At 54.2% G+C, this 19574-nt stretch carries 17 protein-coding genes; 6 read left to right on the forward strand and 11 right to left on the reverse strand.

Features of this window, described 5'->3' with window-relative positions; genetic code table 11:
• Positions 1–40 precede the first annotated feature (40 nt).
• The 3 genes from modA to modC are packed head-to-tail and all read left to right on the forward strand — an operon-like array spanning position 41 to position 2602.
• Positions 41–802, forward strand: coding sequence for a molybdate ABC transporter substrate-binding protein (modA, locus tag E4L36_RS16520; protein WP_136681505.1), 762 nt, complete (start codon positions 41–43; stop codon positions 800–802).
• Positions 795–1496, forward strand: coding sequence for a molybdate ABC transporter permease subunit (gene modB, locus E4L36_RS16525; protein ID WP_136681506.1), 702 nt, complete (start codon positions 795–797; stop codon positions 1494–1496). Before modA ends, modB begins: the two co-directional genes overlap by 8 nt.
• A complete protein-coding gene (modC, locus tag E4L36_RS16530) occupies positions 1490–2602 on the forward strand; it encodes a molybdenum ABC transporter ATP-binding protein ModC (RefSeq protein ID WP_136681507.1) in 1113 nt (370 codons plus the stop codon). Before modB ends, modC begins: the two co-directional genes overlap by 7 nt.
• Here the strand turns inward: modC and phnN are convergent.
• Genes phnN through phnG form a run of 8 tightly spaced genes read right to left on the reverse strand, consistent with a single transcriptional unit; the run spans position 2579 to position 8877 of the window.
• On the reverse strand, positions 2579–3154 hold the full coding sequence (phnN, locus tag E4L36_RS16535) for a phosphonate metabolism protein/1,5-bisphosphokinase (PRPP-forming) PhnN (protein ID WP_136681508.1): 576 nt from the start codon (positions 3152–3154) through the stop codon (positions 2579–2581). The genes modC and phnN overlap by 24 nt on opposite strands.
• Before the next feature lie 17 nt (positions 3155–3171).
• A complete protein-coding gene (locus E4L36_RS16540; protein WP_136681509.1) occupies positions 3172–4320 on the reverse strand; it encodes an alpha-D-ribose 1-methylphosphonate 5-triphosphate diphosphatase in 1149 nt (382 codons plus the stop codon).
• A 10-nt stretch (positions 4321–4330) separates the two neighbouring features.
• On the reverse strand, positions 4331–5020 hold the full coding sequence (gene phnL / locus E4L36_RS16545; RefSeq protein WP_240770924.1) for a phosphonate C-P lyase system protein PhnL: 690 nt from the start codon (positions 5018–5020) through the stop codon (positions 4331–4333).
• An 11-nt stretch (positions 5021–5031) separates the two neighbouring features.
• A complete protein-coding gene (gene phnK / locus E4L36_RS16550) occupies positions 5032–5832 on the reverse strand; it encodes a phosphonate C-P lyase system protein PhnK (RefSeq protein WP_127694991.1) in 801 nt (266 codons plus the stop codon).
• Positions 5829–6683: an alpha-D-ribose 1-methylphosphonate 5-phosphate C-P-lyase PhnJ gene (locus tag E4L36_RS16555; protein WP_136681510.1), complete on the reverse strand. Its 855-nt coding sequence runs from the start codon at positions 6681–6683 to the stop codon at positions 5829–5831. Before E4L36_RS16555 ends, phnK begins: the two co-directional genes overlap by 4 nt.
• Positions 6676–7791 (reverse strand): carbon-phosphorus lyase complex subunit PhnI, encoded by a 1116-nt coding sequence (locus tag E4L36_RS16560; RefSeq protein ID WP_136681511.1) that lies wholly within the window; start codon positions 7789–7791, stop codon positions 6676–6678. Before E4L36_RS16560 ends, E4L36_RS16555 begins: the two co-directional genes overlap by 8 nt.
• Before the next feature lies 1 nt (position 7792).
• On the reverse strand, positions 7793–8407 hold the full coding sequence (gene phnH, locus E4L36_RS16565) for a phosphonate C-P lyase system protein PhnH (RefSeq protein ID WP_136681512.1): 615 nt from the start codon (positions 8405–8407) through the stop codon (positions 7793–7795).
• Positions 8404–8877: a phosphonate C-P lyase system protein PhnG gene (gene phnG, locus E4L36_RS16570; RefSeq protein ID WP_136681513.1), complete on the reverse strand. Its 474-nt coding sequence runs from the start codon at positions 8875–8877 to the stop codon at positions 8404–8406. The genes phnH and phnG overlap by 4 nt, the downstream gene beginning before the upstream one ends.
• Before the next feature lie 316 nt (positions 8878–9193).
• On the opposite strand from phnG, the gene E4L36_RS16575 reads away from it, so the two are divergent.
• A complete protein-coding gene (locus E4L36_RS16575) occupies positions 9194–10111 on the forward strand; it encodes a LysR substrate-binding domain-containing protein (RefSeq protein WP_136681514.1) in 918 nt (305 codons plus the stop codon).
• A gap of 54 nt (positions 10112–10165) precedes the next feature.
• Here E4L36_RS16575 and E4L36_RS16580 read toward each other — a convergent pair whose 3' ends face one another.
• Entirely contained in the window at positions 10166–12556 is a 2391-nt protein-coding gene (locus E4L36_RS16580; RefSeq protein WP_136681515.1) for a polysaccharide deacetylase family protein, read from the reverse strand.
• A gap of 219 nt (positions 12557–12775) precedes the next feature.
• On the opposite strand from E4L36_RS16580, the gene E4L36_RS16585 reads away from it, so the two are divergent.
• Positions 12776–13699: a DMT family transporter gene (locus E4L36_RS16585; protein WP_136681516.1), complete on the forward strand. Its 924-nt coding sequence runs from the start codon at positions 12776–12778 to the stop codon at positions 13697–13699.
• A complete protein-coding gene (locus E4L36_RS16590) occupies positions 13696–14457 on the forward strand; it encodes a DUF4197 domain-containing protein (protein ID WP_136681517.1) in 762 nt (253 codons plus the stop codon). The genes E4L36_RS16585 and E4L36_RS16590 overlap by 4 nt, the downstream gene beginning before the upstream one ends.
• Here E4L36_RS16590 and E4L36_RS16595 read toward each other — a convergent pair.
• A complete protein-coding gene (locus tag E4L36_RS16595) occupies positions 14454–16100 on the reverse strand; it encodes a diguanylate cyclase (RefSeq protein ID WP_136681518.1) in 1647 nt (548 codons plus the stop codon). The two genes, E4L36_RS16590 and E4L36_RS16595, sit on opposite strands and share 4 nt — an antisense overlap.
• A gap of 47 nt (positions 16101–16147) precedes the next feature.
• A complete protein-coding gene (locus E4L36_RS16600; RefSeq protein WP_136681519.1) occupies positions 16148–19447 on the reverse strand; it encodes an EAL domain-containing protein in 3300 nt (1099 codons plus the stop codon).
• Positions 19448–19574 lie beyond the last annotated feature (127 nt).

A 19574-nucleotide genomic window follows, 5' to 3' on the forward strand; every position in this document is an offset into this window, starting at 1 on the left:
TACTCTGGAGCTTTATACCTGTTCCAGGAGGGATATATCGATGGCGATCAGTCGTGTACTGGGCCTGTGCTTACTGTTTATCGCGACGCATAGTAGCGCAGAGCGGCCATTGACTCTTTTTGCTGCTGCCTCAATGACAGAGGCGATGCAGCATCTCACCCAGCGCTATACCGAACAAACAGGCCAACCGGTTCGCACTGTATTTGCAGCATCATCAGCACTGGCGCGCCAGATCACACGTGGAGCACCCGCAGATATCTTCCTAAGTGCTAACCAGAAGTGGATGGACTACGCCCGCGAGCAAAAGGCAGTGGTCAGCGATAGCATCCAAACACTGGCGCACAACCAATTGGTGTTAGTGACACCGATACAGAGCCACCTCACCCAGATTGATCTTGAAAAGACTCAACTGACAGGCCTGCTTGGCCGCCAGCGCCTCGCCATGGCGGATCCCGATCATGTGCCAGCGGGAAGTTACGCAAAAACCGCCCTGCAACAGCTCTCTCAGTGGTCTGATGTAGAGCCTCGTACTACCCGCAGCCGTAATGTCCGGGCAGCGCTCGCGCTTGTGGAGCGTGGCGAAGTGCCACTGGGTATTGTTTATCTAAGCGACGCCAAAGCCTCGCAGCAGGTGAAGCCGTTGGCCACCTTTCCTAGCGACGCTCATCCCACCATCACCTACCCGATTGCACTCACGCAGCACGCCCAAGCGGATGCTCAGCAGCTCCTCAGCTTTTTAACCAGCCCTGCGGCTCGGCAGCAGTTAGCCACATTCGGCTTTACGCAGGCCAACCATGACTGAGTGGCTGGGTAGTTACGCCACTGAGGCGATCTGGTTAAGCCTAAAAGTGGCGAGCGTTGCAGTGCTGGCCAGCTTACCTGTGGGTATTGCCGTGGCTTGGCTGCTTGCCCGGCACCGTTTTGTTGGTAAAGCATTGCTCGATAGCGTTATCCATCTCCCACTGGTGCTGCCGCCAGTGGTGATCGGCTATTTGTTGCTTGTGGTGATGGGGCAGCAGGGCTGGCTTGGGCGGTGGCTCGATGAACAGCTAGGTCTTAGTTTCAGTTTTAATTGGCAAGGTGCCAGCCTTGCGGCTGCGGTGGTTGGCTTCCCTTTAATGGTGCGCGCTATTCGTCAGGCTTTTGAAAGCGTCGATCCCAAGCTAGAAGCGGCGGCACGCACTTTAGGCGCAAACCGCTGGCGCGTCTTTGCCACCATCACACTGCCATTAACGCTACCGGGTATTCTCACCGGTGCTGTCTTAGCATTTGCACGCAGCTTAGGCGAGTTTGGCGCCACCATCACCTTTGTTTCAAATATCCCCGGCGAAACTCGCACGCTGCCGCTGGCGATGTATAGCTTTATCGAAACACCCGGCGCTGAAGCGCAAGCCGCTTGGCTGTGCGCCATTGCCATCGTTATCGCATTGGCATCACTACTGGCGTCAGAGTGGTTAACACGTTACACCCGCGCACGCTTGGGGGGCCAATGTTAACACTGGATATTCGCCAACAACTGGGAGCTTTCACGCTCAATACTTGCTTTGCTGCCCCCGCCGGCCAGATCACGGTTTTGTTTGGTCGCTCAGGTGCTGGTAAAACATCGCTCATCAACGCGATTAGTGGGCTCAGCCGACCGGATCAAGGGCACATCACCCTTGCTGATCGAACCCTCTTTTGTGCAACACAAGCTCTGTGTTTACCTCCAGAGGCGCGCCGAATTGGGTACGTTTTTCAAGACGCCCGCCTCTTTCCGCACTATCGTGTTGCAGGCAACCTAAACTATGGCCGCCCCGCCACTGTCACCGAGGCCACATTTACCCATATCGTTGAGCTACTCGACATCGGCCACCTGCTGGACCGCTACCCAAAGGATCTATCAGGAGGGGAAAAGCAGCGTGTCGCCATTGGCCGCGCGCTCCTCAGCGCTCCGCAGCTTCTGTTGATGGATGAGCCGCTGGCCTCTTTAGATTTGCCACGCAAGCAGGAGCTGCTCCCCTATCTTGAGCGGCTGGCGAAAGAGACCGATATCCCTATCGTCTATGTCACGCATAGCCTAGATGAAGTACTGCATCTGGCTGATCGAATCGTACTGTTAGAGGCAGGCAATGTGATCGCGAACGGTCCCACAGCAGAGGTGTGGAATAGCGATGCCATGCGGCCGTGGCTGGGAGAGCAAGCACACAGCACCCTGCTCGATGCGCAATTTGTTGCGCACCACCCCGACTATCCGCTCTCCAAACTACAGGTATGCGCAGATCAGTTTTTATGGGTCAGCCAAGTAGCTGCCGTTCCCCAACAGAGCGTACGCATCCGTATTTTTGCCAGTGACATATCACTCGCACAAGAACGCCCTGTGAAGAGTTCAATCCGCAATATTCTGCCGGTTCAGGTGGTTCGCATCGCACGCACAGCCACCCAAGTTGAGGTTTTGCTAGGGCTTGGCCGCTGCCAACTCTGGGCACACATCACACCTTGGGCAGCGGATGAGCTTGCCCTTGAAGTCGGTATGACGCTCTATGCCCAACTAAAAAGCGTGAGCGTCACTCAGGAGGACTGGCGGGCCCAGCCGCTTCCACTAGCCAGAGTGGTCAGTGGGTAGCCAGCTGTGTTGGCGCAGCAGTGCCACTAACGCAGCAACGCCCGCTTCGAGCGGGCCATCATTGCTGATTTTCAGCACATCAGGTGGCAGTGCTGCCACCATCGCTTCGTGGCGAGCTAAACGCCGCTCAATCTCGGCTGCGGTTTCACGCCCACGTGTCGTAAGACGCGCGCGCAACCGCTCAGCAGGGACATCCACCAAAATAGGCACCAGCTCATCATAAAGACCAAGCGCCACCGGCAGGTACTCGCGCGAGCCGTTAATCACCACATTCGCACCGGCATCTAACCACTGATCAACCTCAGCGCCAATGCCGTAGCGATAACCATGGGAGTCCCAATGCATGGCGAACATACCCAACTCAATCCGCAGCGCAAACTCCGCTTCGCTTAGATGAACATGGTTTTCACCACCGATACCGGGCGCCCGAGTAATATAGCGGTGGGCAACACAGATACGATCATCCATCTTAAGCTGCGCGCGACAGCCCTCCAACAGGCTGTCTTTGCCGCTTCCAGAGGCGCCGATTAGATAAAAAAGTGTTCCGCTCATCTCACAACCTCAGGATGTTAGAAAACCCGCTTGCCACGGCTCCAAACGCGCTCCACCAGCGGCATCACCGAGTGGCTATTGACCTGCACAAGATCCGCGCGCAAGCCCACTTTAAGCTCACCTCGGTCTGTTAAGCGCGCCGCTTGTGCAGGGTTTGCTGTTACTAAGCGAACAGCCGCCGCCAAGTCGTAATCGTTTTCAAGCCCAGCCACTAGAAAAGCCGCTTGAATCAGCGCCGATGGGTAGTAATCGGAGCTTAAGATATCAAGCACACCAGCCGCCGCTAAATCTTTGGCGGCAATGTTACCAGAGTGGGAGCCGCCACGGACGATATTCGGTGCACCCATGAGCACCTTCAAGCCTAGCTCGTGGGACGCACGTGCCGCTTCGAGTGTGGTTGGGAACTCGGCAACTCGCATACCAAGCTCAGCTGATTCCTGTGCGTGGGCCAAGGTAGCATCATCATGACTAGCGATTGTGATGTCACGGGCGTGGCACATGCTGCAAATCTGACGCCGGAACGGATCAGCATACTGAGCACTATTAGCCTGTTGCTCAGCGACGAATCGATCCAGCTCGGTATCGCTCAAACCATATTTAATCTGATAGTAATCGCGATATTTACCAATCGCTTCCGGTGGGAACTGGCGCTGCCCTGGAGCGTGGTCCATCACCGAAACCAGCTTCACCAACGGCTGATTAACATAACGCTCAAACAGTGACATCAAACCCGGAAAGCTCACCTCACAGCGCAGGTGCAGCAGGTGCTCGGCACGGTTTAAGCCCTGCTCCTGCGAGCTAATAATCGCGTTGACCATTGCATCTAGCTTTTCGACACGTGTGCTGTCGCCCACGATATCACCTAGCGCCACTGAGTCGAACGAGGTGGTGATCCCCGCCGCCACCAGTTGCGCATCATGGGTCGCCATGGCCATGTGAGCCGGCCAGTCCACCTTGGGCCGTGGGGTAAAGTACTTCTCTTGGTTATCGGTATGCAGCTCAATCAGGCCGGGCAGTAGATATTCCCCGTCGAGGTCTTCCGCCGTCGACACGCTGGAAACACCGGTATGAATATCGGCGATTTCACCCTCACGGATCAGCAGCGTTCCAGTGATCACTTCATCAGCCAGCACCAACTTCGCGTTGGTCAATAATTGCTCTTTCATCACGGTCTCTCTATTTACTCAGGCGAATATCAACCAGCCGATCTGCTACGGCTTCGCGTACATCTTCATCATGAAAAACCCCCACCACGGTCGCGCCGCGACGCTTGGCTTCGTTGATGAGCTGCACCACCACTTGGCGATTCTTCGCATCCAGAGACGCGGTGGGCTCATCCAGCAATAGAATGGGATAGTCGACGATAAAGCCACGGGCGATATTCACCCGTTGCTGCTCGCCGCCGGAAAAAGTGCTCGGCGCTAACTGCCACAGCCGCTCCGGCACATTCAAGCGGGTTAGTAGCTCCCGCGCCTTGGCCTCGCATACCTCCCGTGCCACCCCTAAATCTAAGAGCGGCTGCATCACCACCTCTAGCGTGGGCACCCGCGGAATGACACGCAAAAACTGGGATACATACCCCAGCGTTTGCTGGCGCAGTGCGATAATACGGCGCGGCGGAGCTTGGGTAATATCCACCTGCTGTTCACCATCGCGCAGCACGATAGCGCCCGCATCGACGCTGTAGTTGGCATATAGCGCCTTTAAAAAGGTACTCTTGCCGGCACCTGATTGGCCGTGCAGCACCACACACTCACCGGCAGCAACCGCCAGTGAAATCCCCTCTAGCACCGCAAAACTGGTGCCGCCTTGGTTGTGCAACGTGAACGCTTTAGCAACATTCTGCACCGAAATCATGGTTGTCATGGGCTTATCCATCAGTTTTGCAAAATCGAAGAGACGAGCAGTTGGGTGTAAGGGTGCTGCGGATCATCTAGCACCTGATCCGTTAGACCGCTCTCCACCACTTGGCCGCGGCGCATCACCATCAGACGATGCGCCAGTAGCCGCGCAACCGCCAAATCATGAGTAACGATAATGACGCTCAAGCCCAGCTCCGCCACCAAACCACGCAACATATCGAGCAGTTTCGCCTGTACCGATACATCCAAGCCGCCGGTGGGCTCATCCATAAAGATCAGTTGCGGATGAGTCACAAGGTTGCGGGCAATTTGTAGGCGCTGCTGCATACCGCCCGAGAACTGGCTAGGACGATCATCAATTCGGCTGCTATCGATCTCCACCGCTTCCAACCATGCTTGTGCGCGTTCACGAATATTGCCGTAATGGCGCTCACCCACCGCCATCAAGCGCTCGCCGATATTCGCCCCGGCGCTCACGTTCATGCGCAAACCATCGCGGGCATGTTGGTGCACAATGCCCCACTCTGAGCGCATCAAAACGCGGCGCTGCGCTTCATCACAGGCATATAGATCCAGCTCGCCAAACTGCTCACTCTGATAGATCACTTGCCCAGCATCGGGCGCTAAGCGGGCGGATAGCACATTCAACAGCGTTGATTTACCCGAGCCTGATTCCCCCACAATCCCCAGCACCTCTCCGGGATAGAGGTCGAAATCGATATCACCGCAGCCTTTGCCCGGCGCGTAAAACTTACTTAACTCACGCACCTGAAGTAGTGGCGCGACATCTTGCCATTGTGCTGTTTGCGCACTCATGGGTTGGCCTCCTGTTGCGCCACACGTTGGCGGCAGTAATCAGTATCAGAGCAGACGAACATCCGACTACCGGCATCGTCCGTGATCACCTCATCAAGGAAACTGTCTTGCGCTGCACAGATGGCACAGCTCTCTTCCCAGCTCTGCACCTCGAAGGGGTGATCATCAAAATCCAAACTCGTCACTTGGGTATAGGGCGGCACCGCGTAGATGCGCTTTTCGAACCCTGCACCAAAGAGCTGCAGTGCCGGCATACGATCCATTTTCGGGTTGTCAAACTTCGGAATCGGAGAGGGGCTCATCATGTAGCGACGATTCACCATCACCGGATAGTCGTAGCTGGTGGCGATATGGCCAAAACGTGCCACATCTTCATAGAGCTTGACCTGCATAGCGCCATACTCGCGCAGGGCGTGCATTTTGATAGTTTCCGAGTCGCGCGGCTCAATAAAGCGCAGCGGCTCTGGTGTCGGCACTTGATAGATCAAAATCTGGCCGTTACGCAGCGGTGTTTCTGGAATGCGGTGGCGCGTTTGGATCAAGTCAGCGGCGGCGGTCTCTTCGGTGGTGGTCACACCTGCCGTGCGAGCAAAGAAGCGACGGATACTCACTGCGTTGGTGGTATCGTCGGCGCCTTGGTCGATCACTTTCAGCGTATCTTGCCGGCCAATAACCGATGCTGTGACCTGCATACCGCCGGTTCCCCAACCGTGCGGCAGTGGCATCTCGCGGCCACCAAAAGGCACCTGAAAGCCCGGAATGGCTACCGCCTTCAACAGCGCGCGACGAATCATCCGCTTGGACTGCTCATCAAGGTAAGCAAAGTTATAACCTGTTGCGACTTCAGACATCGTTCTGCTCCGCATCCATCTGTTGTGTTGAGGTCTGCTGTTCGCGGCGCAGACGGCGAATCATCTCCAGCTCGGACTGGAAGTCCACGTAGTGCGGCAGCTTAAGGTGCGACACAAAGCCATTGGCCGACACACAATCGGTGTGGGAGAGCACAAACTCTTGATCTTGTGTGGGATAGGCCACCATCTCACCCAGCTCATCGGCACGCAGCGCCCGCTCCACCAGCGCAACACTCATCGCTTTGCGCTCCGAGCGGCCCAACGCCACACCATAACCACGGGTGAATTGAGGAGGCTCCGTAGCACTGCCGTGGAACTGGTTTACCATCTCGCACTCGGTGAGCAGCATGTCACCAATCTCCACGGCAAAACCGAGCTCCTCCGGCACCAGCGCAACGCTCACACGGCCTGTGCGCAGCTCGCCCGCAAAGGGGTGACTATCGCCATAGCCGCGCATGGAGGCATAGCTCAAGGCGAGCAGGAAACCTTCATCACCGCGCACTAGGTTCTGTAACCGCACGGTACGCTCGGCTGGGTAGGTGACAGGCTCGCGGGTCAGGTCTCGTGGGGTTTGATCTTGCTCGTCTTCGCTGCGGCTGAGCTCAATCAACCCCTCTTGGTTCAGTAGCTCCAGAACGCGCGGACATGGCTCAAGCGGCTCTGACGATGCAGGCTCACGTGTTGCTTGCGCCGCCTCGCCCTCTGCTAACAAAGCAAAATCGAGCAGGCGGTGGGTATAGTCGTAAGTGGCGCCTAAAATCTGGCCTCCCGGCAACTCCTTGAAGGTGCCGGAGATACGCCGCTCAATCTGCATCGCTTCGGTATCCAACGCTTCGCTGTAACCGAAACGTGGCAGTGTGGTGCGGTAAGCACGCAGCAGAAAGATCGCTTCCACCGCATCGCCACTGGCTTGTTTTAGCGCTAATGCCGCCAGTTCAGGATCGTAAACAGACCCTTCATTCATGACGCGATCAACCGCTAACGGCAGTTGCGCTTGGATCTGGGCAACTGTGAGTTCTGCAAGTTTGGTATCTCCGCGGCGCTGCTTGCGCATCAACGCGTGTGCGTTATCGATCGCCTGCTCGCCCCCTTTTACGGCAACATACATCTCAGCGGCCTCCCATGTTGATATCGATCTGAGTCGAGCGTGGCACCGCTACGAGCGTGTCGGTGCTACAGAAGATGCAGTCGATGCCCATCGGAAAGCGCTGGCGGCTGGCGATAAGTTGCTCAACACATGTTGAGCTCAACCCACCGATGCGCAACTGGCGCTCAGTTTCGATGCCCGGCCCTGTGAGCGTCCAGTGCGGCTCGCTGCTAATCGCGGGGACTTGCACAATCAGTGTTGTGCTGCGATCTGGCTGCTCGGCGCTGCCCATATTCAGCAGGGTAATATCAGGAACATCACTGGCATCACACAATGCGAAAGCTGCGCTCTGTGGGCTATCCACCTGGGGGCTTTGGCAATGAAAGCGCAGGTTAGACGCGATCGCGGCGTCAGCGGCCAAGCGTTCACTTAACCAGACCGGTGTATCAGCATCCAGCAGAGCTAACGCCACCTGCCAACTGATAGCATTTAACGCGCCCGGCCCCTCAGCTATCAGATTTGGCTGCTGCAGCTTGCCCGGCTCACTCATAGCGGTGAGCAGAGCACGAAACACCTGCTGGCCATCGTGCACGGCATCATTAAAACCTGCGACGAGTAACTCGCTTGAGACGCTCATTCATCCTCTCCTCGAACTAGCGTAAAGAAGTCCACCTTGGTTTGGCTGGCATCAGCGGCACGCGCCTCTGCAGCGGCCTGTAGGCTGGCTTCCAGTGGCGCAACCAACTGCTGTTGAAGCTGCTGGTCTGTGTCCTCTTGCAACAGCGCATCTGCCAAAGCCACGGTGAGCGCTTTGCATTTATCGCGGCCCGCAACATAACTAACGCCCAACGTGCCGCTGGTTAGCCGTATAGCACAGCGTGTAATTGTCATCTCCGCCATATTGAACGGCTGACCACTGCCACCCACACGGGCGCGCACCATCGTCAGGCCGATCTCCGGCGGGCGGATCAGTTGATAATCGGGGGTTAAGTCCAACGCCGCCCACTGCTGTTGTAGCTGCTCAGCAGGCGCTTTAGCTAATACACCCAGCCAATGCTGACGTGCGAGCTGGGATGCGGTTAGCGTGGTTTGATTGGCAGCACTCATGCTGAAATCCCATCCTGTTTTGTCATTCGATGAGCAGCATTGTGGCGAGTGATTGCGCGAGAAAAAATGGAGCATATCTTCACGCATTGATAAGAAATTCTAATGCGCTAGCGAACGCGTTGCATGGTGGTGATTGACACGCTGAAAACCAGCAAAGTACGCCTAAAACTAAAAAAACCCGGCTTTCATGCAACCATCTGCAACATATCTGTCATCTTTCTTTGCTATCAAGGGCGTTCGGCTGCGCTGAGCCAAGGTCCAGCATTAGCAACATCGCTTTGTTTACCTCAGATTTTCTAACCCATACGAGCGCACTATGTCTCCACGTCGTAAACCTCTCCCCCCGTTAAATGCACTGAAAGCATTTGAGGCTGCCGCACGGCTGCGCAGCCTAACCCGAGCCGCAGAGGAGCTACATGTCACGCAGGGAGCGATCAGCCAGCAGGTGAAGCTACTCGAGGAGTATCTCGGTACTCAGCTGTTCATCCGTAAGCCGCGCAAGCTGGAGCTCACAGATAGCGCGCAGGCGTACCTGCCCATCTTGACTGAGGCGTTCAGCAGCCTGCTAGCCAGCACCCACGATCTATTTGGCAAGGATCAGCGCGCTCGGCTGACAATTAAATGTGGCACCAGCTTTATGCAGCGCTGGCTTGTACCGCGCTTAAACGATTTCTACGCGCAACACCCTGATTTACAGGTCCGGTTGATCTCATCGGTGTGGCCATCGCAAACCGAAGTGGAGGCGGCGGATCTGGAGATCTCTAACGGCTTTGGTGACTGGACCGGTATGCGTGTAGAGCGCCTCACTAATGAGTATTGGCAAGTGGTGGCCAGCCCAACGTTCTTGGCACATCATCCCGTCACGGAGGATCCTTTTGAGATTGCGGAGTGCCCGCTTATCAGCACTATGGGAGATCGTGAAAACTGGCAGCAATGGTTTCGCAAGCAGGGCATACATAATGCAGTGCCGCAGCCTATTTTAGAGAGCGATACCAGCACGATTGCTATCGATGCGGCCTGCAATGGGGTCGGCCTTTTGTTGGCCCGTAGTTTTGTTGTGGATGCGCAAATTAAGCGCGGAGAGTTGGTGGCAGCACATCCCTTTACGCTGCCATCAACAGGCGCTCATTATCTGGTGCTGCCCAACAAACCTATCGCCACAAAAGTCGCTGCGTTTTGCAGCTGGATTAAACAGCGCCTCGATAGCGAAGGCCACCTATGCCGCATTAGCTAAGTGGCATAAAAAAGCCCTGCGATGCAGGGCTTTAGTGGTCTCTATCTTGCTGGGTTACTTGATCGCGCAATCGCCTTCAAAGACCCATTCGCTGTGGCTAGAGTAGCTCGTTAGATCAATTTGGTAGTAGTTACGCGCCCGCAGGTAACGGCCATAGCCGCGATTACGGATCTTGGTGCTTTGGCTTCCCTCATAGAAGCGCCAGCTCGCACGGTAGCGGTGCGGCGTGCTAGATAACACGGGATAGTAACGGCTGGCTGCCGATAGATAGCGTTGGCTATTCACGCTACGAATCCGCACATAACGGCTGCCATAACGCTCCAGTTGCCACTCGGTACGCTTGGTTTTTTTAGCACTCAAAGCAACATAGTAACCGTTGTAATCCTCCAGATACTTGTTGGAGTACAGGTCTTTCAAGTAGCAGGCTTTTGTCTCTACCACGGTAGGCTTCACTGTGACTGTATGCTGAGCAGCATGAGCCAGTGTAATGACCAGTTGCTCTCCCTGCTGCTGGTAGCTGCTTGCACCTAATACGGTGACCGGCGCAGATGAAGCGAGTGTGACAACCACATCGCCTTGGCCTTGCAGGGTAAACGCAAGCTGCTGCCCATCGCCGGTTACGTCAATCAGCTCAGCGCGAGTCGGCAGGTCAGTGATGCGTGTCACAGCGCTAGGCTGGCCACCTGTTTTTATCTCAAATGTGCCACCTTGGCGCGGTACAAAGACCTCATTGCCGTTATAGGCATACCAGTTGGCAACCGCTGCAATCTGCGTATCGGCTGTCAGTTTCAACGCAAAGTGTCCGATATCGTTACCCGCAACGCTGACACGCCAGCCATCGGCGGTTTTTTCGCTATCTAAGCGCGTATTCGCGAACTGCTCCAGGCGCTGATAGAGACCCTCACCGGTAATAAACTCGGTACCTTGCTCGGCCGCATAGGCAACCACATCACGTAACGTATTGGTGCCATACAGATCAGCAGAGTTGGTCACGGCATAATCGTGCCATAGCCAATTAGCGATAGGCGCAGAGCCGTAACGCGTTAGCGCGTCAAACTCTTGCTTCCACGTTGCTAAGGCCTGTGCAGGGGTCTGATTCAAGTATTGAATGAGGGTGTAGTCCGGCGACATATTCAAGCTGAAGTAGAGACTGGTATCTTTATCTGTCAGTTTACCAAAGGCGCCACGGTAGCCAGAGCCGATATCGCCAGTGCGGCCGGAGATATATTTGTAGTGCTTTTTCATCTCGGTGCGCACGCGCTCATCTTCGGGATTACCCGGTACCGCAGCACCTATAACCGGTAGCTGCAGGTTATCGCGCAGCACCTGTGCACTGTCTTTAAACTCAAAGACTAGCTCCTCATCAGTGAGCTCTGTTGTGTGGTGCGGATGGGTGTAGGAGTGGCTACCAATGCCATTACCAAGATCAGCATACGCTTGGAATAGCGGTGCAGAAATGCTCCAGTCCGTGTACTCACCTGCTGCCGGGTTGTTACCAATATTTAGGTAGAACGAGCCAACAAAATCATAATCTTTCTGCCACGTTGTCACGATATCCAGTAACGGAATATCGGTGTTGTGTAACGTGTTGGCAAACATCGATTGGTCCATATCGTTACGCGCATAAAAGAGGCTGTCGGCACGTGTCATCTGTAAGCCAACGGCTTCTTGCGAGCCATACGTCGCCCACTGGAGCGCACGCCACAACAGATTGTTATCCATCATGACTTGCTCATTGGAGAAGTGCACAACACGATAGTCGCCATGATCGAGAGCCCAACCGCCGGTCACCATGCTGCCGTTTGCTGCAACGCTAACAAGATCATGCGCATGGGTGGTGAGTGGCTGATAGCTGTTGAACCAGAGTTGGCCATAATCCACAACCGCTTGGTTTGTGCCGTACTGATCAATCACCGGGTGCGGTGCCGACGAGGTGGTCACGCTCGCTGCCACTCCGCCAAAATACTGGGAATAGCTCAGCTGCAGCAGGTTTTCAGTGGCACGATAAGGGTTGCCCGCCAGGACAGTGCCGTCGGCATCATTGGTTAAGAAGTTTCCGGCGGTGATTAAGCTAACGCCTGCCGCGGTCGCCTCAGCCAGCGAAGCCTCGATCGCCTCGCGCCAGTCCGCCTGAATATGCGATAGATTTGGCATCAAAATAGCGGAGTAACGCTTCAGTTGCTCAGACTGTGTTAACTCAGCGGCGTTGATCAGATCGAACGGAATTCCCGCCATCGTCGCTTGATACTGGGATGCGGCAAAGAGCTGCTGGTAAGCAAATTTATCGTAAAATTGCTCTGCGCTCTCATCAGAGTAGACGATCGCGATGCGTTTTTCGTCTGCAGCGAGCGAGGTGCTGCCTGCTGCCATTAAGAGCGAAACCAGTACTGCCTCAACTGGCTTGGAAACCCGTCTGCGTTTCAGATTCCGAAGCGAAACTGCCATGTTTTGTGCCTTTAATTGGTTAAAAGCTGCGCATAGTAGTGATCCCAATATTAGTAAGATATTAATAAACGCACGTTTGAAATGCCCCATTTCACGGTACCGCTTACCCAACATCTACTCCGCTGCAACACACTTATGCAGCCGTCAAAACACGGTTTAGCCGCTAAATTTTGCTACCATGCTGCCCTTTTCACATGGATTACAGACAGGACGGTAAGCGTGACCACACATCACCGAGCAGATCTCCTACTACTGATCACCACACTCGTTGCAGCGGCCGGTTGGGTCTTCTCGCGCGAAGCGGTTCAAGGTCTTTCACCACTGCTCTTTATGGCCCTGCGTTTCACAAGTGCTGGGCTCATTCTGGCGGTCATTGGCTGGACGGCTCTGCGCAACTTTAGTGCGTACCAGTGGCGCAGCGCCGCGGTGGTTGGCGTGACATTTGGTATTGCGATGACGTTTTGGATTTTAGGCCTTAAACATGCTTCCCATATTGGCGTCGGAGCATTCCTCACCAGCTTGGGTATCGTGATGGTGCCGTTGATCAGCCTCCTGTTTGGCGAGCGTCCCAACCGCTATGTGTTTATATCACTCCCGTTTGTGGTGGCCGGGTTAGCATGCTTATCACTGGATAGCGAGCTGCGGTTTGGTCTAGCTGAGATCTATTTTTTACTCTCGGCGCTGTTTATCGCATTCGTGTTTATCCTCAACTCCCGCGCAGCCGCGAAGATCTCGCCACTGCCTCTGACGGCCGTTCAATTATTGCTGACCGGTGTCATCACGGCGGGCGGTTCAGCCGTTTTAGAAAGCTGGGACTTCCAGCAACCTCCCGCGATCTGGGGCTGGCTGGCGGCCAGTGCACTGATCGCAACCAGCTTGCGATTTCTGCTACAAACCAGCGGACAGAGCTTAGCGCCCGCCAGCCACTCAGCCATTATCATGACATTAGAGCCGGTTTGGGCGGCCCTGTTTGCGGCGTTATGGTTTGGCGAGTCAATGACCCTGCTGCAGTTTAGTGGCTGCGTGCTTATCTTCCTTGCAGTACTGGTCAACCGCCTACCGGCTGTGCGAAGCTGGTTTAGAGATAAGCGCCATGCGCGCCTCGCCAACACATCAAGAGCGATCAGCAAGGAGTCGTCATGACCTATTCCACTCACGCCATATCTGCGGCAGCACTGGCACTTTCACTCACCGTTGCAATGCCCGCATCAGCAGGCTTAGACGACCTATTGAAGCAGGGCGAGCAGCTCTTAAAGGCTGACTCTCAAAGCGCCATCACACTGCCACAGGGGGTCGATAGCGCTACGCTTGCCAAAGGACTAAAAGAGGCATTGCAGATTGGCGGTGAGCGCGCGATTACTCGTTTAGCTAGCGATGGCGGTTATGCAAACCACAAAGACGTAGCAATCCCTCTACCTAAGGGTGTTGATACGGTTGCGTTACTGCTACGCAACTATGGTTTCTCCGATCAGGTGGACGCATTTGAGGCCAGCATGAACCAAGCGGCAGAAAAAGCGATCACAACTGCTACCCCCATCTTCACACAAACGCTTGAGCAGATGACGCTTGAAGATGTTCAGCGGATCTACACCGCCGGAGAGACCGCTGCCACAGATTACTTCGATGAAAAAACCCGCCCGCAGTTACAAACTAAACTCAAGCCGCTGATTGAAGAGGCGATGTCCAGCAGCGGCGTGACGCAAGCGTATCAGTTACTGGTTGGGGAGGCAGAAAATAAAGTGCCGATGCTCAAAGGCATGAGCCCTAACTTGGGTGATCATGTGACAGAAGCAGCACTCGATGGTTTATTTGTGCGCTTGGCAGAGGAGGAGAAACGGATCCGCCAACAGCCTATCGCACGCACCACTGAACTGCTTCAAGACGTGTTTGGCAAGCGCTAAAACCAGACCAGCTTATCCTCTTCAGCACGATGGCTAGATAGCTGCATCACACCCTGCTGCACATACTGGCGTAAGTCTTGAGAGCTCACCGGGCAGGGTTGGATGCGATCAATATCGACAGCATCCAGCCCAAGCCACATGTTACGTCCATTGCGTTTACACAGATACAGAGCAATATCAGCAACTTTCAGCATATCTGGCCAGTAGGTTTGCAGGTGTTGCTGTGCGATTTTATCGACGCAGAAAAACCCCACCGAGCAGCTCAAGTAGACCTGTGCAGCGGTACCACCAAACACCTCAGTTTCGATACGGCGACGGATGCGCTCAGCAACCCCTTTAGCCGCATCAAACCCAAGCCCCTGCGCCACAATCGTGAACTCTTCACCGCCGTAACGCACCAGAATATCTTGCTCGCGACACTCCTCTTGCAGTAACGCCGCAAACTGCTGCAAGACAACATCACCCACATCATGCCCATAGTGATCGTTAATCCGCTTAAAGAGATCGATATCGAGCATAAAAAACGCACATTTGTGCTCACCTTGCCACAACGCTTCATCATTGAGGCGCTGCTCCAGATAGCGCCGATTACGCAACCTAGTGAGCGCATCGGTCACACTGGCGCGCTCAAATTCGCTGCGCTCACGCTCAAGTAGCCACCAGCTTTCACTCAGCTTCTGTGCCATGCGTTTAAAGCTGGCAGAAAGCTCGCCAAACTCATCATCACGGCGCAACGCTCGAAAAGCTCGCATCGCTTTCTTCTCACCAAACTCCTCCGTTTGGCGAATCAGTAGCGTAAGTGGCAACATGACACTGTGACGAAACGCTACGTAAGCGATCGCCATCGCGATCAATCCGATTCCCAGCACAGTCAGTACGGTATAGCGGATGGTCTTTAATGCTTCATCGTAAAATACGTTCTCTTGGGGCCAGTGTACATCCAGCTCAGCATCCGAGGTATTGATAAAGCTGAGGCTCCCTACGATATCCTGTATATGCTTCTGCTTTTGCGCCAAAGGCGCAGCTTGAGATACCGTCAGCTCGATTGGATGCTGCACTACCTCAGAAAGCATAGCTTGATACGCCTTATCAACCGCTTTGCCAACATAGAAGTATCCCCCAGCAGGCCCTTGAGAAAAGCTGGTTAAGATGGGGCTTGCACTAATCAGATAAGCACGATTACCCAATAGAAATAGACCCGATGCAGCGCTCTCTGCATCGCTGATAAAGCGCAACAGATTACGGCTAAGCGGCCGTCTTAACGCTTCCCAGACCTCCGTTTCCCAGGGCACTTCGTATACATTTAAAACCAGCTCATCTTTAGTGTTGCGCACCAGAACAAAGCTAGCACCTAGCACACTCAGCTGATCATCCGGAAAGTTGGACGCGATGTAATCGGGATCACCGGTTTCGATAAACGTATAGGTATCGTCCCATTGCGCCCAGTCAATGGCTACGGTTCTCAAGCGCTTTTGTTCATATTCTAGAGCCATACGCACGCGCTCAAAATCCTTTTGCTGGAATACAGCTTCAAGACGCGCCACTTCCGGTAGCACCATGATGTTCAGCACTATAACGATAGCAACGCTCAGAACAGCGAAAAGCGTGAGTAGGCCGACCAGCAGCTTCTTACGTAATTTCATTGGGTACTCTTATCCAGCATCAGCAGCGTCCGATGCCACCCTATTGATTATTCGTCCGTCGTTTGCAGTCGGTCTGCCTTTTTGCGAGGCGCGGTGTTACTCGCCAGTGCTAGCTGCAATAGCGCATCTTTTGGTACCGGCTTACTGAATACAAACCCTTGTATTGCATCGCATCCCATCGCTTTCAGCCTAGCCCATTGCGCCTCAGTTTCCACTCCTTCTGCTAATACACTTAATCCTAATCCATGTGCCATAGAGATGGCGGCGCTGACCAGCTCTTGATCTGCAGAGTCGAGCATTAAGTCACGGATGAAGGAGCGATCTATCTTGACGAGATCAAAGGGGTAACGCCGCAGATAGCTAAGCGATGAATAACCGGTACCGAAATCATCCATAGCGATTGAGACCCCCGCATCACTCAGTTGGGTAAGAGCATCCAAAACGCCAGAATGGCCACTCAGCAGTAAGCCTTCTGTAATCTCTAGCTCCAGCACCGATGCCGCCAGTTCAAAGCGGTTAAGTTCATCCAGAATGAATTGGGTAAGGTTTTCATCACGAAACTGGCGCGGCGATAGATTCACCGCAACGCGCAAGTCTAACCCCTGCTGTTGCCAAGCATGTGCCGCACTGAGTGCTTCGGTAATGACAAACTTACCAATCGGCACAATCTGCCCCGACTCCTCAGCGACGGGAATGAAAAGATCAGGCCCCACAGCGCCTAAAACAGGGTTGGTCCAACGCAGCAGCGCTTCAGCACCTGACATCTTGCCACTCACCAGACATACCTGCGGTTGGAAGTGCAGTTCGAACTCACCGCGCGACAAAGCGCCCAGCATCTGCTCCTCTAGTAACAAACGCTGATACACCTCTTTACCCATATTATGATTAAAGAAAGTATAAGTATTACGCCCTTGGCGCTTAGAGTAGTACATGGCCGCGTCGGCATTACGCAGCAACTCCGAACAACTGCGCCCGTTTTCTGGGTAAGTAGCCACTCCGATACTCGCAGTTAAAGTCACCTCGCGCTGATCTAGCACAAACGGGTGCTGAAATGCAGCCAGCAGGCGCTCTAGTAGAGGCTGCATACCTTCTGTGGCACAGTCGTTACGCAACAAAATGATAAACTCATCCCCCCCCAAGCGCCCAACTATCTGCGCTTCACCAACAGTACTGCGCAAGCGCTGTGCCGCCTTTAACAACACTTTATCGCCAAACTCATGCCCTAGAGTGTCGTTCACCTTTTTAAAATCATCTAGGTCCAAAAAGAGTACCGCTAATGACTGCTTCTGCCGGGCGGCATCCTCCCGCAGACTACGCAGTTTTTCTAGCATATTCAGACGGTTAGGCAGCCCTGTAAGCTGATCAAAACGCGCTTGATAAAGAATCCGATCTTCATAGGCTTTACGCAGCGTAATATCCTCGTTGAGGATGAGATAGTGGCTGACCTCGCCAGAGGCGCTGGTCACAGGGGAGACCTTAAGAGACTCCCAGACCACGTCCCCCGACTTATTGATGTTCTCAATTTCACCTTCCCAATGGGCATGGGCACGCAAGCTCGCTAATACTTCCTTGAGCGATACGTGACTACGGGCTTGGCTATAAAGGTCAATTACGCTGCTGCCTAACAGCTCACGTGTGCTGTAACCGCTGCGCTGCTCGAAGGTGCCGTTGATAAACTCGATTGTACCCAGCGGGTCGGTCACCATCACCGATACAGGGCTTTGCTCAACCGCTTGATACAGAGTACGCAGGCGGGCCTCTCGCCGATTATGCTCGGTTAAATCCACCAAGGTGATCGCAACACTGCGCGCAGTATCACGGTCTTGGGCGATCGGAAAACTCACCATCACGGAGGCAGGCTCCCCATGCAGCGTACGAATTTGGTGCTCAGCGCGATAGAGCGGCTGTTGCTCCCAAATGGCAACAAACTGCTCAGCAAAGAGCTGCGGGGTTTTCTCATCATAAAGCTCGGCCACCCGTGCCAACAGCTCCTCTTGCGAGCCAGCTCCAAGCAAGCGCAGCGTGGCGGGATTCACGTCTACCGTGCACAGCCGCTCTACCAGCGCCCAAATTCTGGCGTTATCAGCAGCAAGGTAGCTATTTAGATCGGTAACTCCTTCGTTGCGTAGCTCACCTAACGCGTCATATACCCGAGAAAAGTCCTGATTCCAGATCGCAACTTCACTGCTTTCAAAAACACCTTGGTAACGCCGCTCACTATCGCGGAACTGCTTTGTGCGCAACGAAACTTGTCGCTGCAATGTTGCCGACCAAAGGTAGAAGATCACCACTAGAATAAGCAGCGCAGAGATACCGATGATAAAGAGTATCAAGAGATGGCGAGAGCGCACCTCTTGAATGTCACCCAGATCAAACACCACATCAAGGGGCTTGAACTCACCCGAGACTAAACCCAGTTGTTTAAGCTGCGCATGCATCTGACGCCAGCGCTGCGGATTAAGCTGGCCAAGGGGAACATGCTTATACAAAGTGAGGTCCGTTAACGCCTCGCTTTGAAAACGGTTGAAAGAGACAAAATCACCCGCTAACGGAGCGGTGCGCGGTAAACGTTCAGCGATCAAGCGGCTGATCTCATCTGGGTGCTGTAGCGCGTATTGCCAGCCTTTCAAGGAGGCTCGTTTAAAGCGCTCTACTAGCTTGGGATCGTTTGAAACCTTATCGCGGCTGACAAATAAGCTATCGCCATAAAAATCGATACCATAGGTCGCAGGGTAGATCGCTTTCACCTTGACCCCGGCAAACATCGCTTCAAATGGCACGGAGATGCGATAACCCGGCACAACATCAACATCACCATTGATCAAGTGATCAAGCCCTGCTGGATGAGCATAACTACTTAAACGATCTGGGTCGTAACCTTCGGCTTTGAGCATCGCTTGCAGCTCAACATCGATCAGATCATTTTGTCGGCGTGCGACTCGTAGCGCCATCAAATCAGCCAAGCGCGTCATGGGTGTGGGTTCAAGCGCATACAGAGCCGCAGCACTTGTTTGAAAGATAGGGGCAACAACCATCAAGTTGGCACCTTGATCATTCGCAATCAAAATATCAGCCGCACCCACACCAAAGTCAGCACGCCCGTCGGCGACCTCCTGCGTCGCACTTTTGATGCCGTCGGCGGTTACAGCAGAGCGAATCTCAACATCGATACCCTCTTCGAGATAGTAACCTTTCCACTGCGCCACATAATAACCTGCGAATTGAAACTGGTGATCCCAGCGCAGCTGCAAACTCACCCGATCAAGCGCATAAGCGAGGTTCGACATAGCCAGCCAAAGTACGCCAAACAGCACAATAGCGATACGAAATGGGGAAAAACAAGACATAGATTTGGGGAGCTCCTTAGCTCGCTACCACGACCAATCGCTAGCTAAAACTACACGCGCGGGTTTGGCTTTTCACTTCAAACGAACATACCGACATCGAGCAAATAATAACCAAAGAAGGCCGCAA

The organism is Neptunomonas sp. XY-337 (assembly GCF_004959845.1).
Classification (GTDB): Bacteria; Pseudomonadota; Gammaproteobacteria; order Pseudomonadales; family Balneatricaceae; genus Neptunomonas; species Neptunomonas marina.